19 protein-coding genes are annotated in these 23714 nt (G+C 61.9%); 12 read left to right on the forward strand and 7 right to left on the reverse strand.

Translation table 11 applies throughout. The features are described 5' to 3' along the window. The first annotated feature begins 12 nt into the window (after window positions 1-12). The 5 genes from JIN81_RS07010 to JIN81_RS07030 all read left to right on the forward strand — a co-directional run bounded on the left by JIN81_RS07010 (window position 13) and on the right by JIN81_RS07030 (window position 6132). The gene (locus tag JIN81_RS07010; protein WP_200278003.1) at window positions 13-927 is read left to right on the forward strand and encodes a Mul1B family putative transporter subunit; all 915 of its coding nucleotides are present in this window, start codon (window positions 13-15) and stop codon (window positions 925-927) included. Between the two features lie 143 nt (window positions 928-1070). Then, window positions 1071-2447 carry an arylsulfatase gene (locus tag JIN81_RS07015; protein ID WP_200278005.1) on the forward strand — a complete coding sequence of 459 codons (1377 nt, stop codon included), beginning with the start codon at window positions 1071-1073 and terminating at the stop codon, window positions 2445-2447. Window positions 2448-2861: 414 nt separating this feature from the next. Beyond that, complete coding sequence (locus tag JIN81_RS07020) at window positions 2862-3203, forward strand: SH3 domain-containing protein (protein WP_200278007.1); 342 nt, start codon at window positions 2862-2864, stop codon at window positions 3201-3203. A gap of 33 nt (window positions 3204-3236) precedes the next feature. After that, window positions 3237-5105 (forward strand): ankyrin repeat domain-containing protein, encoded by a 1869-nt coding sequence (locus tag JIN81_RS07025; protein ID WP_200278009.1) that lies wholly within the window; start codon window positions 3237-3239, stop codon window positions 5103-5105. Between the two features lie 55 nt (window positions 5106-5160). Beyond that, entirely contained in the window at window positions 5161-6132 is a 972-nt protein-coding gene (locus JIN81_RS07030; RefSeq protein WP_200278011.1) for a KpsF/GutQ family sugar-phosphate isomerase, read from the forward strand. 23 nt (window positions 6133-6155) lie between these two features. Here the strand turns inward: JIN81_RS07030 and JIN81_RS07035 are convergent, their stop codons facing one another. Together JIN81_RS07035 and JIN81_RS07040 are read right to left on the reverse strand one after the other, a co-directional pair. Further along, window positions 6156-8093 (reverse strand): sugar-binding domain-containing protein, encoded by a 1938-nt coding sequence (locus tag JIN81_RS07035; RefSeq protein ID WP_200278013.1) that lies wholly within the window; start codon window positions 8091-8093, stop codon window positions 6156-6158. Between the two features lie 165 nt (window positions 8094-8258). After that, window positions 8259-9098 (reverse strand): hypothetical protein, encoded by an 840-nt coding sequence (locus tag JIN81_RS07040; protein ID WP_200278015.1) that lies wholly within the window; start codon window positions 9096-9098, stop codon window positions 8259-8261. Window positions 9099-9390: 292 nt separating this feature from the next. On the opposite strand from JIN81_RS07040, the gene JIN81_RS07045 reads away from it, so the two are divergent. Beyond that, window positions 9391-10464, forward strand: coding sequence for a baeRF10 domain-containing protein (locus JIN81_RS07045; RefSeq protein ID WP_200278017.1), 1074 nt, complete (start codon window positions 9391-9393; stop codon window positions 10462-10464). Window positions 10465-10558: 94 nt separating this feature from the next. Here JIN81_RS07045 and JIN81_RS07050 read toward each other — a convergent pair whose 3' ends face one another. Then, entirely contained in the window at window positions 10559-10879 is a 321-nt protein-coding gene (locus JIN81_RS07050) for a P-II family nitrogen regulator (protein ID WP_200278019.1), read from the reverse strand. After that, window positions 10876-11838, reverse strand: coding sequence for a sodium-dependent bicarbonate transport family permease (locus JIN81_RS07055; RefSeq protein WP_200278020.1), 963 nt, complete (start codon window positions 11836-11838; stop codon window positions 10876-10878). The genes JIN81_RS07050 and JIN81_RS07055 overlap by 4 nt, the downstream gene beginning before the upstream one ends. Window positions 11839-11921: 83 nt before the next feature. Here JIN81_RS07055 and JIN81_RS07060 point away from each other — a divergent pair, with 83 nt between their 5' ends. After that, a complete protein-coding gene (locus tag JIN81_RS07060) occupies window positions 11922-12224 on the forward strand; it encodes a helix-turn-helix transcriptional regulator (RefSeq protein WP_234044554.1) in 303 nt (100 codons plus the stop codon). 63 nt (window positions 12225-12287) lie between these two features. On the opposite strand, the gene JIN81_RS07065 is transcribed toward JIN81_RS07060, so the two are convergent. The 3 genes from JIN81_RS07065 to JIN81_RS07075 all read right to left on the reverse strand — a co-directional run bounded on the left by JIN81_RS07065 (window position 12288) and on the right by JIN81_RS07075 (window position 17981). Beyond that, window positions 12288-12992, reverse strand: coding sequence for a carbonic anhydrase family protein (locus JIN81_RS07065; protein ID WP_200278022.1), 705 nt, complete (start codon window positions 12990-12992; stop codon window positions 12288-12290). Window positions 12993-13110: 118 nt separating this feature from the next. Further along, window positions 13111-13986: an alpha/beta fold hydrolase gene (locus JIN81_RS07070; RefSeq protein WP_200278024.1), complete on the reverse strand. Its 876-nt coding sequence runs from the start codon at window positions 13984-13986 to the stop codon at window positions 13111-13113. A gap of 179 nt (window positions 13987-14165) precedes the next feature. Then, window positions 14166-17981: a non-ribosomal peptide synthetase gene (locus JIN81_RS07075; RefSeq protein WP_200278026.1), complete on the reverse strand. Its 3816-nt coding sequence runs from the start codon at window positions 17979-17981 to the stop codon at window positions 14166-14168. Between the two features lie 213 nt (window positions 17982-18194). On the opposite strand from JIN81_RS07075, the gene JIN81_RS07080 reads away from it, so the two are divergent. The 5 genes from JIN81_RS07080 (at window position 18195) to JIN81_RS07100 (ending at window position 23687) form a co-directional block, all read left to right on the forward strand. Continuing rightward, complete coding sequence (locus JIN81_RS07080; RefSeq protein WP_200278028.1) at window positions 18195-18749, forward strand: TetR/AcrR family transcriptional regulator; 555 nt, start codon at window positions 18195-18197, stop codon at window positions 18747-18749. 307 nt (window positions 18750-19056) lie between these two features. Continuing rightward, window positions 19057-19374, forward strand: coding sequence for a thioredoxin (gene trxA / locus JIN81_RS07085; RefSeq protein WP_200278030.1), 318 nt, complete (start codon window positions 19057-19059; stop codon window positions 19372-19374). Window positions 19375-19470: 96 nt separating this feature from the next. Continuing rightward, window positions 19471-20079 carry a nitroreductase family protein gene (locus tag JIN81_RS07090; RefSeq protein ID WP_200278032.1) on the forward strand — a complete coding sequence of 203 codons (609 nt, stop codon included), beginning with the start codon at window positions 19471-19473 and terminating at the stop codon, window positions 20077-20079. Window positions 20080-20136: 57 nt separating this feature from the next. Further along, window positions 20137-21576 (forward strand): SDR family oxidoreductase, encoded by a 1440-nt coding sequence (locus JIN81_RS07095; protein WP_200278034.1) that lies wholly within the window; start codon window positions 20137-20139, stop codon window positions 21574-21576. Between the two features lie 266 nt (window positions 21577-21842). Then, window positions 21843-23687 carry a sulfatase gene (locus JIN81_RS07100; RefSeq protein WP_200278356.1) on the forward strand — a complete coding sequence of 615 codons (1845 nt, stop codon included), beginning with the start codon at window positions 21843-21845 and terminating at the stop codon, window positions 23685-23687. Window positions 23688-23714: the final 27 nt, after the last annotated feature.

The raw sequence follows: 23714 nt of genomic DNA on the forward strand, positions 1-23714 counted from the left end.
CCAACCAAGACCATGAAATCAATCATTGCACCTGCGTTTGCAGCCACGTTGCTGGCAGCGACCTCGGCCCAGGCCCAGGGGCGCTTCCAGCAGGAAGCCCTCCTGATCAACAGCCCTTCGGAGTTCGAACAGGTCTGGATCGCCGATGCGAACACGACCCACTTCATCTACTTCGCCACCGAACAGGGGGTGGATACCGTCAAGAAACTGATCTCGGCGCCTGCTGCGATCTGGCTCATGGAGCCTGCCGAGTACACCGAAGCCATGGAGCTCTTCCAGGCCCGGAACTACGAGGAAGCTCGTACGAAGTTCGCATCGGTGCGGGAGACCTACAAGAAGTTGCAGGAGATCCCGAACAACCACTCGTCGCTCGCGGCTTACTACGAACTCGAGCTCAACAAGCTTGATGAGCTGAAGGAGGTCCAGGACAAGTTCCTGCCGGTCGATCGCGACAGTCTGACCCGGCCCCACCAGCTGCAGCAGATGGAGATCTACACACTCTGGGACGCTGTTCGCACCAAGGACTGGTCCCGCTTGGAGCTCCTTTGCCGTGAGAAGCTGGAAGAGAAGATGCCCGGTGGGCAGCGCGCACAGGTTGGCTACATGCTTGGTCTGGCACTCGAAGGTCAGAAGAAGCCGATTCCCGCCATCAATGCCTACAACATCGGGATGACCGCCGACACGGGTGCTTCCGAAGTGATCACCAATGAGTCGGCTCTCAATGCCCTGCGTCTCTACACTCAGGACGAATCGGTTCAGCTGGCGATCAAGCTCCACGGCACTCCCGACGAGGATGACCAGTCGAGTGGTGCGCTTCGTCTGGCCGAGGCTGCCTCGCTTGCCTCGCTGTATCAACTGACCCTCGGAGGAGGGAAGGCGCTGCCGGGCGAATACAAGGATTTGCTCAAGTACAAGCCGAAGGACTGAGACGTCCTGCTTCTTTTCAAAACGCCGGCTGTGGGGATCGACCTGCAGCCGGCTTTTTCGTGCCTTTGGCAGGCATGCTTCCCAGAGGGTGTGAATTGAGGTTGGCGACAGGACGGGATATCCGGCAGCGTAGCTCCACTCAAATGAAGCGCTCACTCCTTTTCCTCGCCCTGACTGCCATCGCTGCGATGGCGAAGCCCAACATCGTGTTCATCATCACGGATGATCTCGGTTACGGTGACCTTTCCTGCAATGGCCAGAAGTTCTTCGAGACCCCGGTTCTGGACGGGCTCGCCAGCAAGGGCCTCCGATTCACCGACTTCTATTCGGGTGCGACGGTGTGTGCGCCCGCCCGCTGCTCGTTGATGACCGGGCGGGATCCGGGACACGCCTTCATCCGGGGGAATGGCCCGTTCGCGCTGAGGCCCGACCCGCAGGACATCACGGTGGGCACCCTGCTTCAGGGCGCCGGCTACCGGACGGCCATGATCGGGAAGTCATGCATCACCGGCAACACGCAGACTCCCGAGGTCGTCCTCTCGAAAGGCTTCGATGTGTTCTATGGCACCACCGATCATCGCGACGGTCATTTCCGCTACCCGAAGTTCGTCTACGACCAGACGGAGAAGGTGATGCTGGAGGGCAACAAGTTGCATGAAGGGCCGCATTACGACGCGGAGCTTTACATGAAGGCAGCCGAGAAGTTCATCGGCGAACAGCCGAAGGACCAACCCTTCTTCCTGTTGCTTTCGTTTCCGATCCCGCACGCCTCCCTGCTGGCTCCTGAAGGGAAAGCGGAAGAGTTGGACATGAAGAACGATGTGAATTTCCGGAACAGCAATCATTACTCGAACGTGGAAGGCGTGAAGGCGAACTACGCTGCGATGGTGATGGAACTGGATGCCTATGTCGGCCGTGTGATGAAGGCCCTGGAGGCGAAGGGAGTGGAGGAAGATACGCTCGTGATGTTCACCAGTGACAACGGATCCCACTTCGAAGGCGGGTATGATCCGAAGCTGTTGAATTCAAATGGTGAGCTGCGCGGTGGAAAGCGGGATTTGTATGAGGGAGGCATCCGGGTGCCGCTGGTGGCCTACTGGCCGGCCGGCATCAAGAAGCCCGGAGCGCCCGAGGCTCCGTTCGCCTTCTGGGATGTGCTGCCGACCGCATGTGAATTGGCAGGGGTGGAGACCCCTTCGGAGATCGAGGGAATTTCGTTCGCTCCCACGCTGACAGGGCAGGGTGAGCAGGAGATGCATGAGTCGCTCTACTGGGAATTTCATGAGCGCAAGGGCAGACGCGCCCTGCGCCAGGGGAAGTGGAAGCTCGTTCAGTATGACTTGGGAGCCAAGAATCCCGGCAAGCCGCAGCTTTTCGATCTGTCGCAGGACATCGGAGAGCAGAAGGATCTCGCGGCGAAGCACCCTGAACGGGTGAAGGACATGGTAAAGTGGATGAACCAGCACCGCGAACCGGCAGAGAGGTTTCCGATGGCGCCCTTGGACAAGCTGTCGAAGTAAGGGCGGAACGGCAGGTTCGATCGAACCTCTTCGGCGGGGTCTCGACGCTCTTGAAAAAGAGCGGAGGATCACCACGACCGGGGAGAGAAAAAACCCATGAAATCCCTCCCCGGTCGTGGATCACCGTGACGGGTCGAGGGTCAAACCCAGAGAAACTCCCCGGCCCGTCACGGAACCATCCACACCCGAAATTAAGCACTGGGGATGCCAACTCTCTTCGAGACGGATCGATTTTGGACGAAATCGATCGATTTCTTGGCCTCATCGGGTCGCCGATGGCCGCAATACTGGAAGCGGGCGAGTTCTTAGTCTCTGATAATCAAAATCTCAAAGTGGATGCCTCCGCCCTCGCTTGGAACTTCACCCATTGAGGCGTAGCTTTCTCCCAACTCCCAAGCCAGCCCCTACACTGCCATGCCAAGTTATGTGACAAATGCCGACTACGAGGAAAAAGACATCAATCCGCTCCGCTTGTCGGCGGGAGGTGAGGTGACGGTCGGACCCGTGGACCGGGCGTGGCCCGGCTGGGTGTGGGCCAGTGATTCCGCTGGGCGCAAAGGATACGTGCCGGAGGAGATTCTGGAACCGCTTGGCGAAGGTCGCTTCGCAGTGATCGAGGATTTCGACCCGACGGTGCTTACCGTCCGCCGCGGCGACCAACTCGAGTCGATCCGGCAGATTCACGGATGGCACTGGTGCCGCAATGGTGAGGGAAACGAAGGCTGGGTGGCCGAGTATCTTTTGACGGCGGTTTGATTCGGGAACGGCACCGTGGTAGTCCGTGGCACGGTGTTTCGAAGTTTTCTCCATTTCCTGAGCCTGTTCGTCCTCGTCTGGGGGGTGTGTGCATGTGATGGGGACAAGGCCGGGGCGATCAAGGAACTGCAGGCCCGGGGTGTGGAGATCAGCGGGCTGAGTTTGCTGCGTGCGGCGGAGGAGGAGGAATTGGAACACCTCGACCTGCTGCTTCGCGCCGGAGTTTACGCCGAGCAACGCGACCGGCTCGGTCGCATGCCGCTCCATCTCGCGGTGATCCAGAAGAATCCGCGGATGGTGGAGCTTCTGATCGATCATGGTGCGGGTCTGCATCATCAGACTGCAAACGGCTGCACCGTGGTCTCTCTCGCCCTGGCTTCCGGACAGCCCGCTCTGGCGGCCGACCTGCTCGGGCGCGGTGCGAAGCCGGATGGTTTCACACCGGAAGGTGAGCGGCTTCTGCCCTGGGCGATCCGGGAAGGGCGGACGGATGACATCCAGCTTCTCCTCAAGGCGGGCGCGGATCCTCATGGGAGGGATGAAGCGGGAACTCCCCTTCTGCATCTGGCGATTGCCGTGAAGCACAAGGATCTGGTCCGCCAATTGATCTCGCTGGGAGCCGATTGCGGTTCCATCGACGCGACGGGGGAGTCGACCTTGATTCTTGCGTTGCGAAACGGATGGGAGGATCTCGCCAAATCACTGGTGCTTGCCGGGGCGGATCCGAATGCACCCGACCGGGACGGCATTCGTCCGGTCGTCCGTGCCTTGGAATCGGGCAGGGAAGTTCTTGCGCGCGAGCTCGTCGAGGTGGGTGCGGTCGTCGACGAGGGCTATCTCAATGATGCCTTGCGGGAAGCCTATCTGGCACGGGATTTCAGCGCCTGCAGGATGTGGCTTCGCTTCGGGGCCCGCCCGGCGGTGCCAGGGGCGACCTGCCTGGTGCGACGCGCGGCCGTGGACGATGAAACCGGTTTCCTGCATCTCTTCCTTGGCTACACCGGCGTTCCGGATGGGATGTTGTACGAGCATTGCCGTAGTGGCCGGAACCATGTCGTCGGCTTGTTGCTCGCCCATGGGGCGTCGGTGAATCCATCCCGCGCACCGTTTCTCGGAACTCCCTTTGGACGGGCGATCGAGGAGGGTGGGGATGCCATGGCGCTTGATCTGCTTGGTGCGGGGGCTCATCCGCGTGGTCTGGCTTCGATGGGGGCCGAGCCCCTGCCGCTCGCCATCGTTTCAGGGCGGACGGAGACGGTGCGGCGATTGCTGGAGTGGGGTGCGCCGCCGAATGCCGAGCTCAAGGGGCCTCATTCACCGGGCTTTCTCAAGAAGGTGAGGGGGGCGACGATGCGGTGGCTACTCAGGAAGGATCAGCGGATCACGCCCATCATGCTCGCGGTGGACTCAGGTTCGATCGCAACCGTGAAAACCCTGCTGAAGCATGGAGCGGAGTCCAACGTGTGGACGCGCCGCACCGCAATCTGGCCGATCAACCTGGCGGCCCGTCACGAGGACGTGCGGATGATGCGCCTTCTCCTCGGCAAGGATCCGTATGTCGAGGAGCGCAGGGTGGTGGTCGATCTCTCCGATCAGGAGTTGGTGGTTTTCGGCGAGACGGGTGAGGAAGTCTTCCGGACCCGGATCTCGACGGGCAAGAAAGGCTATGAGACGCCGACGGGTGAGTTCGCGATCACCAACCGCTACCGGAACTGGCAATCGACCATCTATCGATCGAGCATGCCGTATTTCCAGCGGCTGAGCTGCAGCGACTTCGGGTTTCACCAAGGGTATGTGCCCGGCCGGCCGGCATCGCACGGCTGCATCCGCGTCCCCTCCGGATCGGCTTCCAGGTTGTTCCAGCTGACGCGCTTGGGAGACCGGGTGACCATCGTTCCTTGATCCGCGGCATGCCGCTGAGCTTGCGAAAACCGTCCCCGAAGCGGATGATCGCCCCATGAACCCCATCGAGCACGGCCGGCAGGTCATCGACATGGAAGCGGAAGCCCTCAGGACGATGAGTGGTTCTTTGGATGATTCCTTTGCTTCGGCCGTGGCGATGCTCAAGACGGTGCTCGACGAACATGGCAAGGTCGTGGTGGTGGGGATCGGCAAATCGGGAAACATCGGGCACAAGATTGCCGCCACGCTGAATTCGACCGGCTCGACGGCCGTGGTGCTGAACTCGCAGAATGCCCTGCATGGGGATTTGGGCATGGTTTCCGACGGGGATGCGGTGATTGCGCTTTCCTACTCCGGAGAGACCGCGGAGTTGCTCGATCTGCTGCCGCACATCAAGCGCTTCGACGTCAAGTTGATCGCGATGACCGGCAAGCCGGATTCCACGCTGGCCCGCCATGCCGATACGACCCTGGATACTTCGGTGGACCGGGAAGCCTGCCCGCTGAATCTGGCTCCCACATCGTCTTCCACCGCAATGCTGGTCATGGGTGATGCCCTCGCGATGGTGCTGCTCCAGGCGCGGGGTTTCACCGAGGAAAATTTCGCCCGTTTCCACCCCGGTGGGGCTTTGGGCCGCGCGCTGCTCACCAAGGTGTCGGACATCATGAGGTCCGGCGAGTCCATGGCCAGCGTGGACTCCGATGCCACGGTGCAGGATGCCCTGGTGGCGATGACCCGGGCCCGCTCGGGTGCATGTGTGGTCCTTGCCGCCGGCGGATTTCTTGGTGGGATCTTCACCCACGGTGACTTCGCCCGCAGCTACCAGTCGGACCCCATGGTCGGCGGAAAGAAGGTGGCGGAGCTGATGACCCGTGACCCGATCAGTGTGCAGGCCGACGCGCTTGCCGCGGAGGCGGTCAAGACGATCGGCGCCCACCGCGTCGATGATGTGGTCGTCCTCGATGAGGAAGGGAAGCCGGTCGGTCTGGTCGATACCCAGGACCTGGCGCGACTGAAGATCGTCTAACCCGGATGGCCGGGCCGGAGGTTTCAGCGGCTTTTCCAGAGATCCTTGAAGACATCGCGGACGAGCTTCGGTTTGCCGAACTCGTCGTACATGCCCATGCGCGACCAGCCGTCGGAACGCTTGTTTCCGGTGTAGGTCTTGCGCGAGCGGTAGTCGACGAGAAGCCAGTAGGTGTAGCCCGAGAGCGGCGGGGTGTGCTGGTTCAGGACCTCGTACTGGCGGCGTAGTAGGTCGGCGTGCCAGTCTTCGGTTCCCTTCTGGTTCTTGCGGCCTCGTTTGCCCAGCACCGACCAGCCGCCGTTCTCCATGATGATGAGCGGTTTTCCGGGGTTCTCCTTTGTGACCCGCTTCAGGTCGGGATCGAGATCTTCGAAGGGATCCATGGCGCCCCGGTACTCATTGAAGCCGACGGCATCCGAATGTTCGAAGTGGGGTGAACCCTTGTGCGGGTGCCATGCGGCCCAGGTCATCGGGCGCTGATGCCAGTCATGCTGGCGGACGAGCTCCTTGCCCATCTCGACGAAAGGCTCGTACTCCGGGCAGAACTGGTGGCTCTCGTTGTGGGTTCCCCAGATGACGACCGATGGATGGTTCATGAGATCCCACAGCGCGCAGCGACCGAGCGATTGGTAGATCGATTTCGGGTCCTTCGTCTGCTGGTCCATCGACTTCTCTTTGTACCAGAATCCTCCCCATTCCCCGCACAGCATGATGCCGTCGCGGTCCGCCATCTGGTAGGTCCAAGGGTGGCGCTCGGCGACGTGGAGGCGGATGAAATTGGCGTCGGCATCGCGGGTGAGCTTGAAGAAGTCCTCGTGGTCCTGCCGTGTCAGCGCATTTCCCCGGCTACGGTGTTCCTCATAGAACGCGACTCCCTTCAGGAAGACGGGCTTCCCATTGAGGACGAAGGTGTTCCCCCGAATCTCGAACTTGCGGATGCCGAAGGTCGTTTGAAGTTGATCGGCGGGAGAGCCGTCGATCTCGAGCGTGGTGAGAAGTTGGTGGAGGTTCGGAGCGCCGGGAGCCCAGAGTCCGGCACCCGGTTTGATCGGTGTGCTGAACCGAATGACGGCGTGGGCACCGGGCTGGAGGTCGAATGCCTTTGGGGCAGGGAGGGCGATGGCGGCGGAAACGATGCGGACCTGACCAGCTCGGCGCTGCTGACCGTGGTTGCTCACGCACACGGCGGCTTCCAGCTTGCCGTCCCGGGTTCTGATCTGCGCCTTGCGGATGGTCAGTGGGTTCTCGCTGATCAGTGACACCGAGCGGGGAATGCCGGCATAGGGCCAGTTGTCGGGGGCCTTCGGATGGCGCGTGTGGACATACTCGATCTCGTCGAAGCCGCTCTCGTCCTTCTTCGGCCGGAAATTCGGAAGCCGGATGATCTGGACTGCCAGCGTGTTGGTGCCATCCAGGAGCGCCGGGGTGGCATCGATCGAGAACGGCTGGCCTCCTCCTTCGTGGCGTGCGAGCAATTGCCCGTTGAGGAAGACGCGGACCCGGTGGGGCACCCCGAGGAACTCCAGTCGGTGGGCCTTTCCCTCTTCGCCCTTGTGTTCGAAATCCCGCCGATACCAGGCGGCCCCATCATACATGGGTGGATTGTTCGCAGTCCGGTCCGACCAGTCCCAGAACCGTCCGCCCGGCATGTTGTCCCAGCAGTGGGGCACGCTGACCTGCGTCCATGCTTCCTTCCCTTGAAGCCCGGTGTTGGCAGGGTCGAAGCGGAACTCCCACGGGCCGTCGAGCGACTTCCTGACTCTGAACGGGTTGTCCGCCCGGTCTTCGAAATCGGGTCGAATGCGATCGTAGTGGAAGACCACCGGCAGCCCGTTGAGTGTCCTCGTTTCGATGCCCATGGCATGGGCAAACTCCGGCGTGTCGGCCAGGTCATTGGCCGTGGCAGACAGGGAAAGGATGAGGGGCAGCAGACACTTCACGGTGAGAAAACTGTCCGTCACCGGCGATTCATTCAAACCAAAGTGTCGTGCGGGTCCTTGTTGTTGCGTCGAGTTCGAGGATTGCAGGCATCATGGATCCAGACAGATTGCCGGATCCGCTCGGGTCTTACCCCGATTCGGGGTCGGGTGATGGGTCCCGGATTGCTCCCAGCAACGATCGCTGCTTCAGAATCCCGGAGTCAGTGCGACGTCGCTCTGTTCCTTGATCCAGAAGAATGCGCTCCTCGCATTTCGCGATCGGTCGTCCCACTCGAGGATCAAGCCCTTGTTGTCGCCGGTCACCTCCTTGACCATCTCAACAGAGCCGGTAGGGCCACGGCGATAGAGCTGGTAGAGCCATCCCGATCGTCCGCTCGGGATGAAGAACCGGACCCTGCGGGCACCTTCGAATTCGGCTTCGGCCTTGAAGGCCTCGTCGAGTTCGGTTGAAAAGCCGGTTTCAGCCAGTGAGCAAACGAAGGGAGCGCCCCGCTCGACCACCTCACCGTAATAGTGGTAGTGGATGTGGATGAAGGGGACCGGATCGTCCGAGAAATACTCGGTGGCGTCGAGGATGACGCCGACGAGGTGGAAGGGCTCGGTTCCCCGCCCTTGGTTGGTGTAGTACCACAGCGCGGTAATGGGGGCCTCGGCGGACGCGCCGGCGTAGCCGCCGATCGGCCAGCGTTCCTCCCTTTGGAGATTCTCCGGTGGAACGAAATCGATCTCGAATCCTGCGGCCGAGCGCAAGGCGTCCCGACTTTGAGCGGAGGCGGAATGCACTCCTGCAAATGTCTGACCATTTGCCGTGGCGAAAGTCCCCGGAATGTCGGTGTAGTCCAGGTTGAGCGTGAAGTAGAAACGTTGTTCCTCGAAGCTGAAGAAGGTCGAGGCGATGTCCGGCACGCCATCGCCATCGATGTCGATCGACTGCCCGTCAAACTCGCTGTAGTAGGTCGAACTCACATCGGCCTGGCAAGCGAGCGGGACGAGGCAGCCGGCAATCGGATGCAGAAATCGCTTCACTGAGAAATGCTTGTTTTTGGGCTGTCCGGTGTCGAGCGGAAAGCCGGCAACGGCTCCGAATGAGGAGGCTGGTTTCTGCCTCGTGGTCAAAGGGGTGACCCCGATTCGACCCTTCCACATGGGGAGGGTTTTGCTGGTCGGTGATGAACCTCCGGCAAGGCCCCCCAGGGAGTGCGGAAGGATGCACGGGCAGCGGGAGCTTGGAGCGCCCCGTTGCAGATCGGACGAATAAAACAGAAACAAGTTGCACGAAATAGAATGCATGTAAAAATGAGCCGTTACCAACAAGCACATGAACTACGCAAAATTGAGAAAGCATCTGATTGCCCTGGCCAGCCTCCCGACCTGTGGGTCGCCGCTGGTCAGTGCATTCTTCGATCTGAGCAAGGGGAACGCCTCGGCACTGCGGGACTTCCAGGCTTGGACGGAACTGACACGGCAGACCTTTTCCGGGGCTCGCCGGCAGGAGTTCGATGATGCCACCGAGGAGATCGAGTCCTGGTTGATGAAGGCGAAAGGTCTCTCCGCGGCGGTTTTCTGCCGCTGGGGCGAACATCCGCTTTTCCTCCCCATGGAGTTCGAGGTGCCGCTCGAGAGCCGCTACCACGTCGACGAGTTGGCGGTGATCTATCCCCTCGTGGAGTTGAAGGATCGCTTCAATCGGTTCGTGGTGGCACTGACGACGGCGGAGTCGGCGCGGATCATCGAAGTGAACCTCGGAAGCCAGTCGGTCGAGCTGCTCACCGAGCGTCCGTCGCTGCGGGAGCGGATCGGAAGGGAGTGGACCCGGGAACACTATGCCAGCCACCGCCGTGAGAGAAACCGTCGGTTCCTCAAGGACAAGATTGCGGTGATCGAAAGCCTGATGGCGAAGCGGGGCCACAACTCGCTGATCATCGCGGGCGATGCCCGCTACGTGAACCGTTTGACGGATGCACTGCCAAGCCATCTGAAGCACAAGCTGATCGGCGAAATCAAAACGGGAATCAGTGACCAACGCCTCAAGGATGTGATCTCTCAAGCAGTGAATTCATTCCTCGAAGCCGAGGCGCAGGAATCCCATGGGACCGTCCAGTTGTTGGTCAGCTCGGTGCGGGCTGGCGGGCTGGCGGTCGTCGGCGTGGAGGCGACTCGTCGCGCCCTCGGTCAGGGCCGGGTCGAATGCCTGGTCGTTTCGAGCAGCTTGCTCAAGCAGGACCAGGAGGATCTGGTTCGCCTGGCGAGCCAGCGGGGAGTGCCGATCGAAACCGTGCAGAACTGCGAACTGCTGGAGCGCAATGGGGGCGCCGGGGCGCTGCTCCGCTATCTCCTGCCCAACTACGATTCCGCGGAGGTGGAAGAGCCCGAGCTGGAGCCGGTTGTTTGAAGTCTCCGGAACGGAGCGGAGTGTTGCAAAAACCAAGTCCGGGGAAGCTGGAGCTTTCCCGGCCTTTCCTTGTTCCCGTGAAGGGGCAGATGGGTCAGGACTCCGCAGAGTCTTTCGAGGAGAACTTGGTGCTCCTCACGACCTTGACCTCGGTGACCCAAGCGATCACCGAGTAGTTCTCGAAGTAGCGTTCACTCACCTCGTCGAGTGCGGCGTCGGCCGCCTCCGGGGAGAGGATGCATTCGAACCTGAGGTTCGGTCCTTCCCAATCCTTGGCGCGGACCCCGCGGGATCCCTCGCCATCGGCGCGGGTGATGGTGTGACCTGTGGCGCCATGTCGACGAAGCAGCTCGATCATGGGCTCTTTCAGTAGCCCTTCAGTGACGATGGTCAGGAGGCTGAGAGGAACTTTCATGGAGTCGGTGCGTGGGAGAGGGTTTCGGCAAGCTTGATGAAGATCGGGATCCCGACACTCAGGTTGAAGGGAAATGTCACTCCGAGTGACAGCGTCAAATAGATGCCGGGGCTGGCTTCCGGCAAGGCAATCCGTACGGCGGCGGGGGCGGCGATGTAGGACGCACTGCCGACCATCGCTCCGAAAATCGCCGCACCGCCGGGAGCCATGCCGATCCAGACCCCGCAGGCTGTGGCGATGGCGCCGTGGAAGGCAGGGAGGAAGCAGCCGAGGATGACGAGCCTCAGGCCGGTGCTGCGCAGATCCCGCACCCGGCTGGCGGCGACCATGCCGAGCTCGAGCAGGAACAGGCACAGCACGCCCTTGAACGGTGCGATGAAGAAGGGAGCCACGCTGTCCACCTTCGCTTGACCGCAGGCTGCGCCAATGGCGAGACCGCCCACCATGAGGAAGATGCTTTTGCCGGTGACCACCTCGCGAAGCGCATGTTTCATGCCGCCTGCTTGGCTCTTCTGGGCAAGGAGCAGACCGATGATGATCCCTGGCACTTCAAGGACGGCCAGCAGGGCAGGGAGGTATCCATTCGAAGGGATGCCGGAGAGTTTGACGGCCTCGATGGCGGCGATGAACGTCACTGCCGAGACCGAACCGTAGTGGGCTGCCGTGGCTGCCGCATCGACCTTTCCGAGTTTCCCGAACCAACGCATGAAGAAGAATGCCGAGAGGGGAGTCAGGCATCCGAGCGCCAGGGTGAGTCCGAGTGGAAGCACGAGTTCCGAGGCCGGGGTCTCGGAGAGAGCCACTCCGCCTTTCAACCCGATGGCGAAGAGCAGGTAGATCGACATGCCTTGATAGATGGCACTCGGGATCTCGAGGTCGCTCCGAATCCAGCGGGCAATCATGCCGAGGACGAAGGCGAGCACGACGGGGGAAATCAGGTTTTGGGTCAGAAGGTCCAATGGTTCAGAGGGTGGAGATTGACTTGACGGAGAGGGTCACATGGCCGATTGATTGATGCCTAATCTCTCGTGACTTAGAATTCATGCAAAGTAGAGCCTCGCAAGATGAAGGGAGCCAGATCGGCTGGACCTTCCTGACGAACCACATGCACATTCTTGTGGTCCTCTCCCGGGAACCGTCAATGCGGATCCGGGATCTTGCGGATGAAGTCGGAATCACGCAACGGGCGGTGCAGCGCATCCTGGCGGAGCTTACCGCCGAGGGGATTCTCAAGGTGAAGAAGGAGGGGCGGAGGAATACCTACTCGATTCGCAGGCGGGCGCGGCTGCGCCACCCTCTCGAGAATCGCCACAACATCGGCGAACTGCTCGATCTCCTGAGTTAAAGCCCCCCGGCGAACCGGGAGGCTTTTTTCAATCAGACAGGAGATGTAGGTTCCAACACACGATTACTTGTCTGACTCAAGCAGGGTGACCTTGCCGGTCTCGAGGGAGTAGATGCCTCCGACGATCATCACAGAGCCCTTCTTCTCAAGGTCTGCAATCACCTCGCTGCGCTCGCGGATGTCGGCGATGGTCTTCTGAACGTTCTTCTCGATGACAGCGTCGACGAACTCCTTGTTCTTCGAGCTGCGGTCGCCTTCGACGCCGGTCACCCCATCGACCGCAGGCTGGATTTCAGCGAGGAGGTCCGTGAGGTTGCCGAGTTTCACACCGTCACAGGCGCCTTTGACGGCACCGCAGGCTTCGTGGCCCAGGACGAAGATGAGTTTGGACCCAGCGGCTGCGGTCGCGAACTCCATGGACCCGAGTTGCTCGGTGGACTCGATGTTGCCGGCCACGCGGCCGACGAACACGTCACCGATTCCCTGGTCGAAGACCTGTTCGACGGGAACCCGGGAGTCGACGCAGGAGAGGACGTAGGCCATCGGCCACTGGCCCTTGGTGCCGGCGTCGATGCGGTCCGAAACATCGGACGCTTCCGGGGTCTCAGCGACGTAGCGGGCATTGCCGGCCATCAGGTCGTCGAGCACTGCTTTCGGGGTGAGGGCCTTCTGCTCTTCGGCGGTGGGAGGCATGGACTCGCCGAGGGCGAGCGGCGCAGCCAGTCCGAGGGATGCGATGACGACAGAGTGAATGAGGGTTGGTTTCATTGATTTCAGGTTGTTGGTTTGCGGTTGAGATCCGCTGTTGGGCGCAACATGATACCTGCAATCAAGTTCGTGCAAGAGATTTCTTGAATATGGATTCGTTTTTCCCGGAAAGGTCCGGTCAGCTGGTGTTGCCCAGCCAATCGAGCATTTCGTCGGAGTGGAAGACGGCGAGGGAATAGTGGCCTTCACCCTCGACCCAGCAGCCTTCGGCGCCGGGGACTTTCTCGGCGAGTCGCTGGGCGACATGGCAGGGCAGGTTGGCATCCGCCTTGCCGTGCCAGAAGCGGATGGGAACGCGGATGGAGGAGACGTCGAAATTCCAACCGCTGAGGTAGAGCTCTCCTTCGCTGAGGACGCTGTCGGGGCCGTTGCGAATGGCCTCAAGGTAGCTTCGGGTGACCATGTCCCAGCCACCTTGTGAGAACAGGGCCTCCCGGTCCCGGTGGGGCACGCTCTTCAGCATCCAGGACATCGGCGCATGGGTGGCGCCGCGTCCGACCATCCAGCGGCTGAAGGGAAGGAGGGCGGGAAGCATGGCTCGGCGGAGTCTGCGCGAGGAGGCGAGGGTCTTGTAGGCCCAGTGCATGTGGCCGCGGTCGTCCTTTTCGCCGAGTGGCGGAGCTCCACACGCAACTGCGGCGCGGATGACCCGATCGCCGAGGGTGGCGCTGGTGGCCAGGGTGTATGGGCCGCCACCGGAGATCCCGAAGATGGCGAAGCGTCCGATCCCGAGGGCATCGGCGAAGGCGGCGACGTCGGCCGGCCAATCTTCGAAGTGCCGGTCGGGCACGGGGGTGGAGCCTCCGATTCCCGGGCGGTCCGGGGCAAGGATTCGCAGTCCACGTTCGAGGGCGAGGGGATCGAGATAGGCGGCCTGGTAGCGACTGCTTGGCCAGCCATGGAAAAACAACACCGGGCGGCCTTTTGGGTCACCGTATTCGGCGTAGCTGATGGTTCGTCCGTCGGCGATCTGGACGTGCTCTTCTTCGTTCATGTTTCGCCCCTACCCTGGGGGCTCCATCGCCTCATTGCACATCGATTCTTTTTCCCGAACCATCGGTCGGGGTGCAGGTAGGGAGGCCTGACCTTCTCAAGGCTGCGGTGAAGGTGTGGGGGTTTGCTCGGTCTTGAGCCGGGCGCGGATCGGACCGAGGAGGAATTCGGGAATGAGCTTCAGTGCGCCGCTGGCGAGAGCGCGGATGACAACAGGGTGGCGAGGTGCGGGAAGTTCTCATCATCGAACATGGTGAGATGGGAGCCCTTTGCGTTCTGGGCGACCAGCCGTGGCACGAGTCGCGACCAGCCGTAGTCGTCGGGGATGAAGTGCTTGTCGCTTGGAATGCCAGCTCGGAACAGGTGTAGGGTGGTTTCGATCGGCTTCGGTTCGAAGGCTCTACCGGCCCGTTCGTGGACGGCGCGGACCTGAAGGGCACGGAGGGGGCTGAAGGGCTCGCTCTCGGTGGCCCGAAGCAGTTCGCGCTCTTCACTTCGCACCTTCAGATGGGTAGCCAGTCCTTCGCTGGCGCGGCTGGCAAGACGAAGAAGCCGACCGTGGAAGCTGGGGTCGGGCGAGGTCTCCCAACAGCGGGTTGCTCGTTCGAGGAGATTGTAGGCCGGCGTCGGCACGGTGGGATTCAGCGTGTCGACCATGCCGAGGAAGGCGACTTCTTCGCCGCGGTCGAGGAGGAGGCGTGCGACTTCGTAGGCTAGCAGGCCGCCGAAGGAATAGCCCAGAAGCCGATAGGGACCGGAGGGTTGATCCTTCAGGATTTCCTCGAGGTAGGATTGGGCGATTTCCTCGACCGATCGCTCGGGCAAGGAGCCATCGATGGATAGCAGCGGCGACTCGATCGCGAGGATCCGCCGGTCGGTGGAGATCACACGTGCCGCGCGGCGGTAGAAGACGACTCCGCCGTCTCCGCCGTGAAGACAGATGAGGGGAAGCTCGGTGTTTCCTTCAGAGATGGTCTGGAGTTGGGGCCCACCGGGGTCCGGCGATCCACCTTGCTCGAGAATGGCTGCGAGTCCGCGCAAGGATGGTGTTTCGATCAGGGTCGAGACTGGCATCCGACGTCCGAACTGGCGGAATACCTCGGCAAACATCCGCAGGGCATTGATGGAGTCTCCTCCGAGCTCGAAGAAGGATTCGTCCCGGCTGATGAACGAAAGCCCGAGAAGTTTCTTCCAGATCTCCGCCAGCTGGATTTCGGTCGGGGTTTCGGGGGCTTCGTCATTGAGGTGGCTGCTGGCGGTGAGGTTTGGATCCGGCAGGCTGCGGTGGTCGATCTTGCCCCGCTCGGTGAGCTTGAACTCGGACACTTCTGCCCAGCGAGTGGGGATGGATGCGGCGGGCAGGCGGGCTCGGCAGTGCTCGCGGAGTTTTGCCGGCCAGCGCTCGGTCGGCGGGGTGGCCCAGCGGATCCACGCGGCGAGGGCCAGGTTTCCGTCGGGGCCTTGCACGGGGCCGACGTGGGCGGCGGAGATGCCGGGATAGTTCTCCAGTTCGCGGCTTACCTCGGCGGGTTCGATCCGGTTGCCGCGGATCTTGAGCTGGTCGTCGACTCGGCCGAGGAAGCGCAAGTGTCCGGTCGGCTCCCAGCAGGCCCGGTCACGGGTCCGATACCATGAGAGCCCTTCGCGTTGATGAAAGGCTTCCTTTGTTCTCTCAGGATCCTGCCAGTAGCCGGGGCCGATGCAGTCCCCGCCGATCCACAGTTCGCCGGCGGCAAAAGGGGGGATGGGATTTCCTTCCGCATCGCCGATCCGGACGTGGACACCGGGAAGCGGTCGTCCAATGGTGGGATCTCCCGAGCCATTCCAGCTGCGGTCGATGCGCTCGACGCTGGCAACCACGGAGGCCTCGGTCGGGCCGTAGGTATTGAGGAGAAGGTGACTCCGTCCGCCGCAATCGAACCAGTCCTCGACGGCGCTGCCGGTCGCGCGTTCGCCCCCGATGATGGTGGTCTTGATCGAGGTCGGGATGGATCGTCCCTCGAATTTCATCCACGCGCACCACGCGGCCCAATGGGCGGTCGACAGGTCGAGGACGCTGATGGCGTAGGCTTCGATGTAGTCTTGGAGGGCAAGGAAATCGGCTTTGAGTTTCTCCGGCCGCGGCATGAGGGTGGCACCGGCAAGCAGGGTGGAGAGGACTTCCTCCAGCGAGGCGTCGAAGCCGGGCGAGGCGAACTGAAGGAGTTTTTCGCCCGGAGCCAAGCCGGCCTCGCGAGCGATGGCATGGGCTTCATTGCACACTCCGCCGTGGGTCATGATCACGCCCTTGGGCTTCCCGGTGGAACCTGAGGTGTAAAGCAGAGTGAGCGGGCTTCGCGGATCCTCGGGACGTAATGAAACGACCTGAGAGGAGGCTTGGTGATCCAGACTCATGGTTCTCAGTCCGTGCCGTCCGCCCTCGACGGGCAGGTCGGTGAGGATGATCGCGGGGGCGGCATCGGAGACCATGGCCCGTCGGCGCTCCAGCGGCAGGTCGGGATCGAGGGGCAGATGGATCGCGCCGATCCGGGCGCAGGCCAGCAGGACGGTAGGGAAGAAGGCGCAATCCTTGAGCTCGCTTGCGACGATGGAGCCGGCGACGATGCCGCTGATTTCGAGGCGGGCCGCGAGGTGCTCCACACGCTGGTCGAGTTCGGCATAGGTGATCTTCAGATCCTCGGTCTGGACGGCGGTTCGGTCGGAATAGGTGCGGGCTGCCCGTTGCCATGCCACGGCGAGATGCTCGTGGCCCACGCTCGGCTCCGAGCTCTCAAGAGCTGCGCTTTGGAGGAGGATGCCCTGGGGAAGTTGGACCGGGGGTTGCTCCGGGACGGTGGCGAAGCGGACCAGGATCTCGCTCCAAATCCCGAGCAGCACGGATGCACCCTGTTTGCCGACCGACCGGCCATCAAACTCGACTTCGAGCTGCAGCTGGGGTGAGAGGTAGGCGGAAGCGAGCAAGGGTTCGCCGCTTTCCTCGAGCATTTCGATCGACTCGACCCACTCCGGCGGCTGGACCTGGTGGGCGAAGGTGCCTCGCTCGACCATCACGACTCCACCGGGCCATGGTCCGTCGGCCAGTTCCCAGCCGAGCTCGGCCAGCTGATCGGAGGCGAAATTTTCGAATGCTCGAAGTCCACGCAGCTGGGCATGGACTTCGCCGAGTGACTCCGTGCCGGCGCGTTCCCGGGGGATGACGACAGGCAGGGTATTCATCGAGAACCCCATGCGTCCGGGTTGGGGGCGGCCGGACCGGACTTGCCCGATGGCGACGGTGGAGGCACCGCAGGTAAGAGCGACGGCCTGACCCCACGCCCAAGTGACGACCGAGGCAGGTGTCACCTCAAGTTCCTCCGCCCGCTCGGTGATCAGCCTCAGGATGGAAGCTCCCATCACGCGGGAAACCCGCGATGGATGATGCTCATCACCCGGGAACTCGGGCCGAAGGTCGTCAATCTGTCTGGCGAGGTCCTTGAAATAGCGGCAAGCCGCCGCACGGGCGCTTGGATCCGGTTCCTGCCACACCTTGGTGGGATGTTCCCGGATGGAACCGGGTGTTTCGACCTCAGTCAGGAAGGCTTTGGTGATGGCTGTGAGGGAGCGCCCGTCGAGTAGCGCATGGTGGACGGTCCAGACCCAGACCTGCTCGCGCTCGAGATAGTGGCAGCGCCACGGCACGCTGGCTGCCAAGTCGAGGGGTCGTCGCCGATCGTCCTGAAGCCATGCCTCCAAGTCCACCTCTTCGGTGCAGAATTCCATCGGGCTCCTGACCACGCGCTCGATGAGTTCAGGAGAGCCGCTGCTGAAGTCGAAGCCGCAGCGGAGGACTTCCATGGAGGCCACGCATTCCTCCCATGCCCGGGCGAGACGGGGGGCCGAAACCGCGCCGTTCGTTCGGACGACGACTTGCTGGATGGCTTGGCCGGAAGCGGCTGGCTTGCGCAGCATCGAGCACGCAAGTGGGGCGATCTGAACCTTGCTTTGGGACGGGGGCATGGGGGTGAAAGGGTGGGGGAACGCTACACATTAGCCCCATTGGGTGATGCTGAGGATTCCGTTATCGCGTGTCGGCGCGTGGGATCGCGAGCCAAGGCGCCGACGTGCCTGAACGAGGGCCTTGGATGCCGCCGGCCAGAGCAACTCCGGAGGCTGGGGGGGGTTGTGGAAATGTTGACTTGAATGCCAGACAGGATGGTCTGTCATGGTGGCATGACTGCTGCCCGTGACCGATTGTTGAACGCTGCGGCCGCCCTTTTCGGCGAGCGTGGGTATGAGTGTGTGGGCATCAATGAGATCATCGCCAAGGCGGATGTGGCCAAGGCGACCTTCTACCAGCATTTCCCGAGCAAGGAGATGCTGTGCGCCGCCTGGCTGCAGGATCAGGCCGAGAAGTCGGCCCGATCGCAGGAACATCTGCTGGCTGATCCACGACCGGTGAAGGAGCGCTTGGAAGAGCGCTTCGATGGCCTACAGGACTGGTTGAAGCAGGAGAATTTTCCCGGTTGTCCCTTTTGTGTGACGGCGGCGATGACCCAGCCAGACCACGGTTTGCGGGGACCGGTCGAGACGTATCGCGCTCAGGCCAGGGCGTTCTGGCGGGAACTGGCCTCCCAGCACGAATCAGGCAAGAAGAAGGCCAAGCACCTGGGGGATGCTTGGTTCCTGCTTCACACGGGGGCGGCCACCGAAGCCCAGAATGTGAGGGCACTGTGGCCGGTGAAGAAGGCGAAGAGGGCGGCGCTGCTGTTGGGTGGGTGGACCTGATCGAGGCCTTGGACGCTTCCTGAGATCCAAAATTTTGTTCATTTCTCGGAATAGACAGACCGGTCTGGTCTCTCATGATTGAAGCCTGCCGGTAGGTGGGTTGAATTTGAGGAACCATGAAAACCAAGCAGAGCTCCCCGGGTTTCGCGGAAGCGAGACGGAACGTCCATTTGAGCATTCAGGCCCAGCATCCCGGCTGGGCGGATGAGCGAGGTCATTGTGCGCCTTGTGCAAGATATGAGCAGGAGCTTGCCGCCGAGTCATCGGGGCAGGCCCCGGTGGAAATCACCCAACCCAACGAAACGAAATGAAAGCAAACGAACTGAACACGAAGGATTTTGATGAGCTCATCGCGGAGGGAACCCAGCCGGTGCTGGTCGACTTCTGGGCGCCCTGGTGCGGCCCTTGCCAGGCGCTTGGGCCGGTGATCGATGAGATTTCCTCCGAGCAGGCGGGGAATGCGGTCGTCGCCAAGGTCAATGTCGACGAGGCCAAGGAGCTGGCGGTGCGTTACCAGATTCGCAGCATTCCGACGCTTCTGGTCTTCAAGAATGGGGAACTTGTGGAGCGTCTCCAAGGAGTCCAGTCCAAGGAGCGGATCACGGCTGCGCTGCATGCGGCCTGAGCTTCCTCCTCCAGGGTCTTCCGATGGTCTGGTTGCCATCGGGAGATCCTTTTCCCTTGCGCCTCCATGGATCCGTTGCCCCATTGGCCTCACATCATGAATACCTTGGAAACCATCGAGAACCGTCGCTCCGTGAAGCACTATGATCCGGAGCATGTCATGCCTGAGGGCGATCTGGCCCGTCTGATCGAACTCACGAAACTGGCCCCGTCCTCATTCAACATGCAGAACTACCGTCTGGTGGTGGTCCGGGACGCCGAGCTGCGGAAAAAGCTCCGTGCGGTGGCGTGGGATCAGGCGCAGGTGACGGATGCTTCGGTCCTGTTCATCATGTGTGCCGACCTGAAGGCGCATGAAGAGGATCCTGCGGTCTATTGGTCCCATGCGCCGCAAGAGGTGCAGGACATCCTCGGTCCGGCCATCCGCCCATTCTACGAAGGGAAGGACCAACTCATCCGCGATGAGGCGATCCGCTCGTCCGCTCTCGCGGGGATGACCCTGATGCTTGCCGCGAAGGGGATGGGCTACGACTCGTGCCCGATGGTGGGCTTCGATCCCGAGGCCGTTGCCGAGCTGATCCAGCTTCCGGATGATCATGCGTTGAGCTTCATGATCGCGGTGGGCAAGGAAACCAAGCCGGCGTGGCCACGTGGCGCGCGACTTCCCGACAGCAAGGTGGTGATTCAGGACCGCTTCGAAGCGTAGATCGGCACCGCGGACATCTCCTCTCGACATTGCGCGCGGCTGACCGAGTCTGATCGTGTGAATGTCTTGCTAACAGGTGCGAGCGGCTACATCGGCCTGCGCTTGCTTCCCGCGCTTCTGGAAGCGGGACACACGGTGTATACCATGGTTCGGGATCGTCGCCGTTTCCCGGTCGACGAATTTTCCAAATCTGGCGAGCAGCTTCAGATCATCGAAGGGGATCTGCTTCAGCCTGATGGGCTGCCGCGGCTGCCTGTGGAGATCGATGCGGCCTACTACCTCGTGCATTCGATGGGCGGGGCGGGCGACTTCGCCGTGCAGGAGCAGGAGGCGGCGAGGAATTTCGTGGGCTGGATGGACGCGAGCGGGTGTCGCCGTGTGATCTACCTCGGTGGGCTGGGTGGAGGATCCGACAAGCTGTCGAAGCATCTGGAATCGAGGCGCGGTGTCGAGGAGGTGCTGAAGAGCGGGCGTGCTGCCGTGACCGTATTGAGGGCCTCGATCATCGTGGGTTCGGGATCCGCGTCATTCGAGATCGTCCGTGATCTGGCGGAGAAACTTCCCGTGATGATCTGTCCGCGGTGGGTGAACACCCGCTGTCAGCCGATCGCGATCCGCAGTGTGATCGGTTATCTGACCGGCATCCTCGCCGTGCCGGAAACCGAGAATGCCACCTTTGACATCGGTGGCCCTCAAGTACTACGTTACCGTGATTTGCTCTCGGGCTATGCGAAGGTGCGCGGATTGAAGCGCCACTTCGTTCCGGTGCCTTTCCTCAGCCCCCGACTGTCGTCGTGGTGGCTCTACCTGATGACCTCCACCCGTTTCGGCCTCGCGCAGGCACTGGTGGATTCCATGAAACATGAAACCGTGTGTGGTGAGCACCGGATTCGTGATCTGGTGGAAGTCGATCTGTGCTCCTACGAGGAGGCCGTGGATCTGGCGCTGTCGAGGATCGCGCAGAACCGGGTGCCATCGACGTGGTTCAACTCCCTGGTCGGTGGCTCGCTGGACCCACGCTTCATTGATGCGATCAGGGTCCCCGAGCATGGGGTGTATGCAGACCGGCAGAAGGTGCCGCTCACCACCGGGGAAGACGAGGTCAAGCGGGCGGTCTGGTCGCTGGGTGGCGAGAATGGCTGGCCGTCGATGAATTGGGCGTGGGAACTGAGGGGGTGGATGAGCCGTCTCACCGGAGGGATCGGGACGCGCCGGGGCAGAAGGCATCCGAGTGAACTCCGGGCCGGTGATGCGCTGGACTTCTGGCGGGTGGTTCTGTCGGACCCGGTGGCCGGGCGATTGATTCTTTATGCCGAGATGAAGCTGCCTGGAGAAGGGTGGCTCGACTTCCGGATCAGCGAGGGTGAACTCGTCCAGACCGCGACCTTCCGGCCCCAAGGCCTGTTGGGTCGCCTCTACTGGTTTGCGGTGCTTCCGGCGCACTGGATTCTTTTCCCGCAGATGGCGAAGCGCCTTGCGGCGGGAAAATTGCGCTAGCGAGGGCGAAGCGGTCGGTTGGCGTGGCGATTGGGGGTGCCGGTCGATGTCATTCCCAGCTTGCCCGGAATTGTAAGCTTTACCGCGGAGAGCCCGTTTCCATGTGGGCAGGAGAGTGGCGGCAAGCCGTTGCTGAGCTCCATGCCCATCCACCCATGAAACCCCCGATGAGCTCCGCTGATCCGACCGCTGCCGCCCGTCCGACAAGAAACCGACCGCAGCGGTTCGGTGTCGCTCTGGTGCTGCTTGCCGCGGCTGCGGTGCTGATGGGGCCTGCGTATGGCAACGATGATGGACGTCCCGAGAAGCCCAACTTCGTCCTGATTCTAACCGATGATCTCGGATGGCAGGATGTGAAGTGCTACGATGTCGACGAACCCTCGCCGATGGAGACCCCGAACATTGATGCGCTGGCCAAGCGCGGGGTGATGTTCTGGCAAGGTTACTCGCCGGCACCGACCTGTGCGCCCAGCCGCTGTGCGATCATGAGCGGTGTCCACCCGGCGCGGGCGCAGAAGACCCACGTCGTGGGAGGCGGCCCGCCGACGCCCTACAGCGTGGCACAGCATCGGTTGATGCCGCCGTGGTACAGCGGGCGGATGCCTGCGGATGAGCTGACCCTGCCGAAACTGCTCAAGCAGCAGGGCTACGTGACCGGACACAGCGGCAAGTGGCACATGGCGATCAATCACCATGCCTACCCGCAGCCCGAGGACCAGGGCTTTGACTTCACGCGGTCGCACCGCGGTACTTCCATCCCGACGAAGAACCGCCTGACCGGCTTTGACACGCCCACCAGCGAGATGCCGCACCGCTTGGGGAAGGATGGATTTCCCATCGATCAGACGACGGAAGATGCGCTGGAGTTCGTGAGGAAGAACCAGGACAAGCCGTTCTTCCTCTACTACGCCACCTGGCTGGTCCACACGCCCATCCATACGCGGAGCAAGGCCTTGCTCGAGAAATACTGCAAGAAGCTCGATGTGTCGTTTCCCACGGATCCGGACAAGTGGGAGGTGGAGGGGCAGAACAACCCGTTCTACTGTGCGATGGTCGAGCAACTGGATCACTACGTCGGGCAGTTGATCGATCATCTCGCGACGACGGAAGACCCCCGTTGGCCGGGTCACAAGCTGATCGAGAATACCTACATCATCTTCACGTCCGACAATGGAGGGATGGAACGTCACCCCGGTGAGATCATCACCGACAACGCACCGCTGGACCGCGGCAAGATCTCGGCCCGTGAGGGTGGCACGCGGGTGCCATTGATCATGGCCGGTCCGGGAATCGATGAGGGTGTGCAGTCGGAGGTGATGATCAACGGTCTGGATTTCTATCCGACCATCGCGTCCTTCGCGGGCGCGAAGCCACCGAAGGACAAGCCTCTGGATGGATGTGACCTGAAGCCCCTGCTGGTGAAGGATCCGGGTGACCCGGAGCTCGTGCGTGATGCGGACGGCAAGGTTCGCGACACGATGGTCTGGCATTTCCCGCACAGCGTGGCGATGGAGAGCACGATCCGGGTGGGGGACTGGAAGCTGATCCGCAAGTACGACCACGTGGCCAACCCGGCGGCGGAACCGTATCAGTTGTTCCGGCTTTACCGCACCATCGATGGAAAGCCTCAGCGTGAGGACATCGAGGAGTCGAATGATCTGGCGAAGTCCGCTCCCGAGAAGGTCGAGCAGATGGCGGCCAGGCTGGATGCGGCGCTGGCGGAAATGAAGGCAAGTTTTCCCTACTACAACCCTCATACCAAGCATGCCCTGCCGCACAAGAAACAGGTGCCGAAAGTGGTGTCGGAGAGCCGTTCCGGGAGCAAGGTGAGCTTTTCCTACCAGGAACAGGGATCGAAGGTGGTGGAAGCCGACCTCCTCTACACGCTCAACGGCGGGGAACGCTACGAGGAATGGTTCCGCATGCCCGCGACGCTCGAGGACGGATTGAAGGTCACTGCCGAGCTTCCGGAAGGGACGACCCATTACCTGATCAACCTGATCGACGAGCATCGGTTTCTCACGAGCTACCCCGAGGTTCCGGATATGAAGACGATTTCCCGGGATCGGGTTCATTACTCGGCCTCGGCGCTCAAGGTGAGCGCCAGATGATCCCGAAGCGGATTTCGGATACGGAGC

The organism is Haloferula rosea, from assembly GCF_016595525.1.
Lineage (GTDB): Bacteria > Verrucomicrobiota > Verrucomicrobiia > Verrucomicrobiales > Akkermansiaceae > Haloferula > Haloferula rosea.

Coding starts and splice junctions, on each gene's coding strand:
- JIN81_RS07010 (WP_200278003.1), top strand. CDS start 13: ATGAAATCAATCATTGCACCTGCGTTTGCAGCCACGTTGCTGGCAGCG.
- JIN81_RS07015 (WP_200278005.1), top strand. CDS start 1,071: ATGAAGCGCTCACTCCTTTTCCTCGCCCTGACTGCCATCGCTGCGATG.
- JIN81_RS07020 (WP_200278007.1), top strand. CDS start 2,862: ATGCCAAGTTATGTGACAAATGCCGACTACGAGGAAAAAGACATCAAT.
- JIN81_RS07030 (WP_200278011.1), top strand. CDS start 5,161: ATGAACCCCATCGAGCACGGCCGGCAGGTCATCGACATGGAAGCGGAA.
- JIN81_RS07045 (WP_200278017.1), top strand. CDS start 9,391: ATGAACTACGCAAAATTGAGAAAGCATCTGATTGCCCTGGCCAGCCTC.
- JIN81_RS07050 (WP_200278019.1), bottom strand. CDS start 10,879: ATGAAAGTTCCTCTCAGCCTCCTGACCATCGTCACTGAAGGGCTACTG.
- JIN81_RS07060 (WP_234044554.1), top strand. CDS start 11,922: ATGCAAAGTAGAGCCTCGCAAGATGAAGGGAGCCAGATCGGCTGGACC.
- JIN81_RS07065 (WP_200278022.1), bottom strand. CDS start 12,992: ATGAAACCAACCCTCATTCACTCTGTCGTCATCGCATCCCTCGGACTG.
- JIN81_RS07070 (WP_200278024.1), bottom strand. CDS start 13,986: ATGAACGAAGAAGAGCACGTCCAGATCGCCGACGGACGAACCATCAGC.
- JIN81_RS07075 (WP_200278026.1), bottom strand. CDS start 17,981: ATGCCCCCGTCCCAAAGCAAGGTTCAGATCGCCCCACTTGCGTGCTCG.
- JIN81_RS07080 (WP_200278028.1), top strand. CDS start 18,195: ATGACTGCTGCCCGTGACCGATTGTTGAACGCTGCGGCCGCCCTTTTC.
- trxA (WP_200278030.1), top strand. CDS start 19,057: ATGAAAGCAAACGAACTGAACACGAAGGATTTTGATGAGCTCATCGCG.
- JIN81_RS07090 (WP_200278032.1), top strand. CDS start 19,471: ATGAATACCTTGGAAACCATCGAGAACCGTCGCTCCGTGAAGCACTAT.
- JIN81_RS07100 (WP_200278356.1), top strand. CDS start 21,843: ATGGGGCCTGCGTATGGCAACGATGATGGACGTCCCGAGAAGCCCAAC.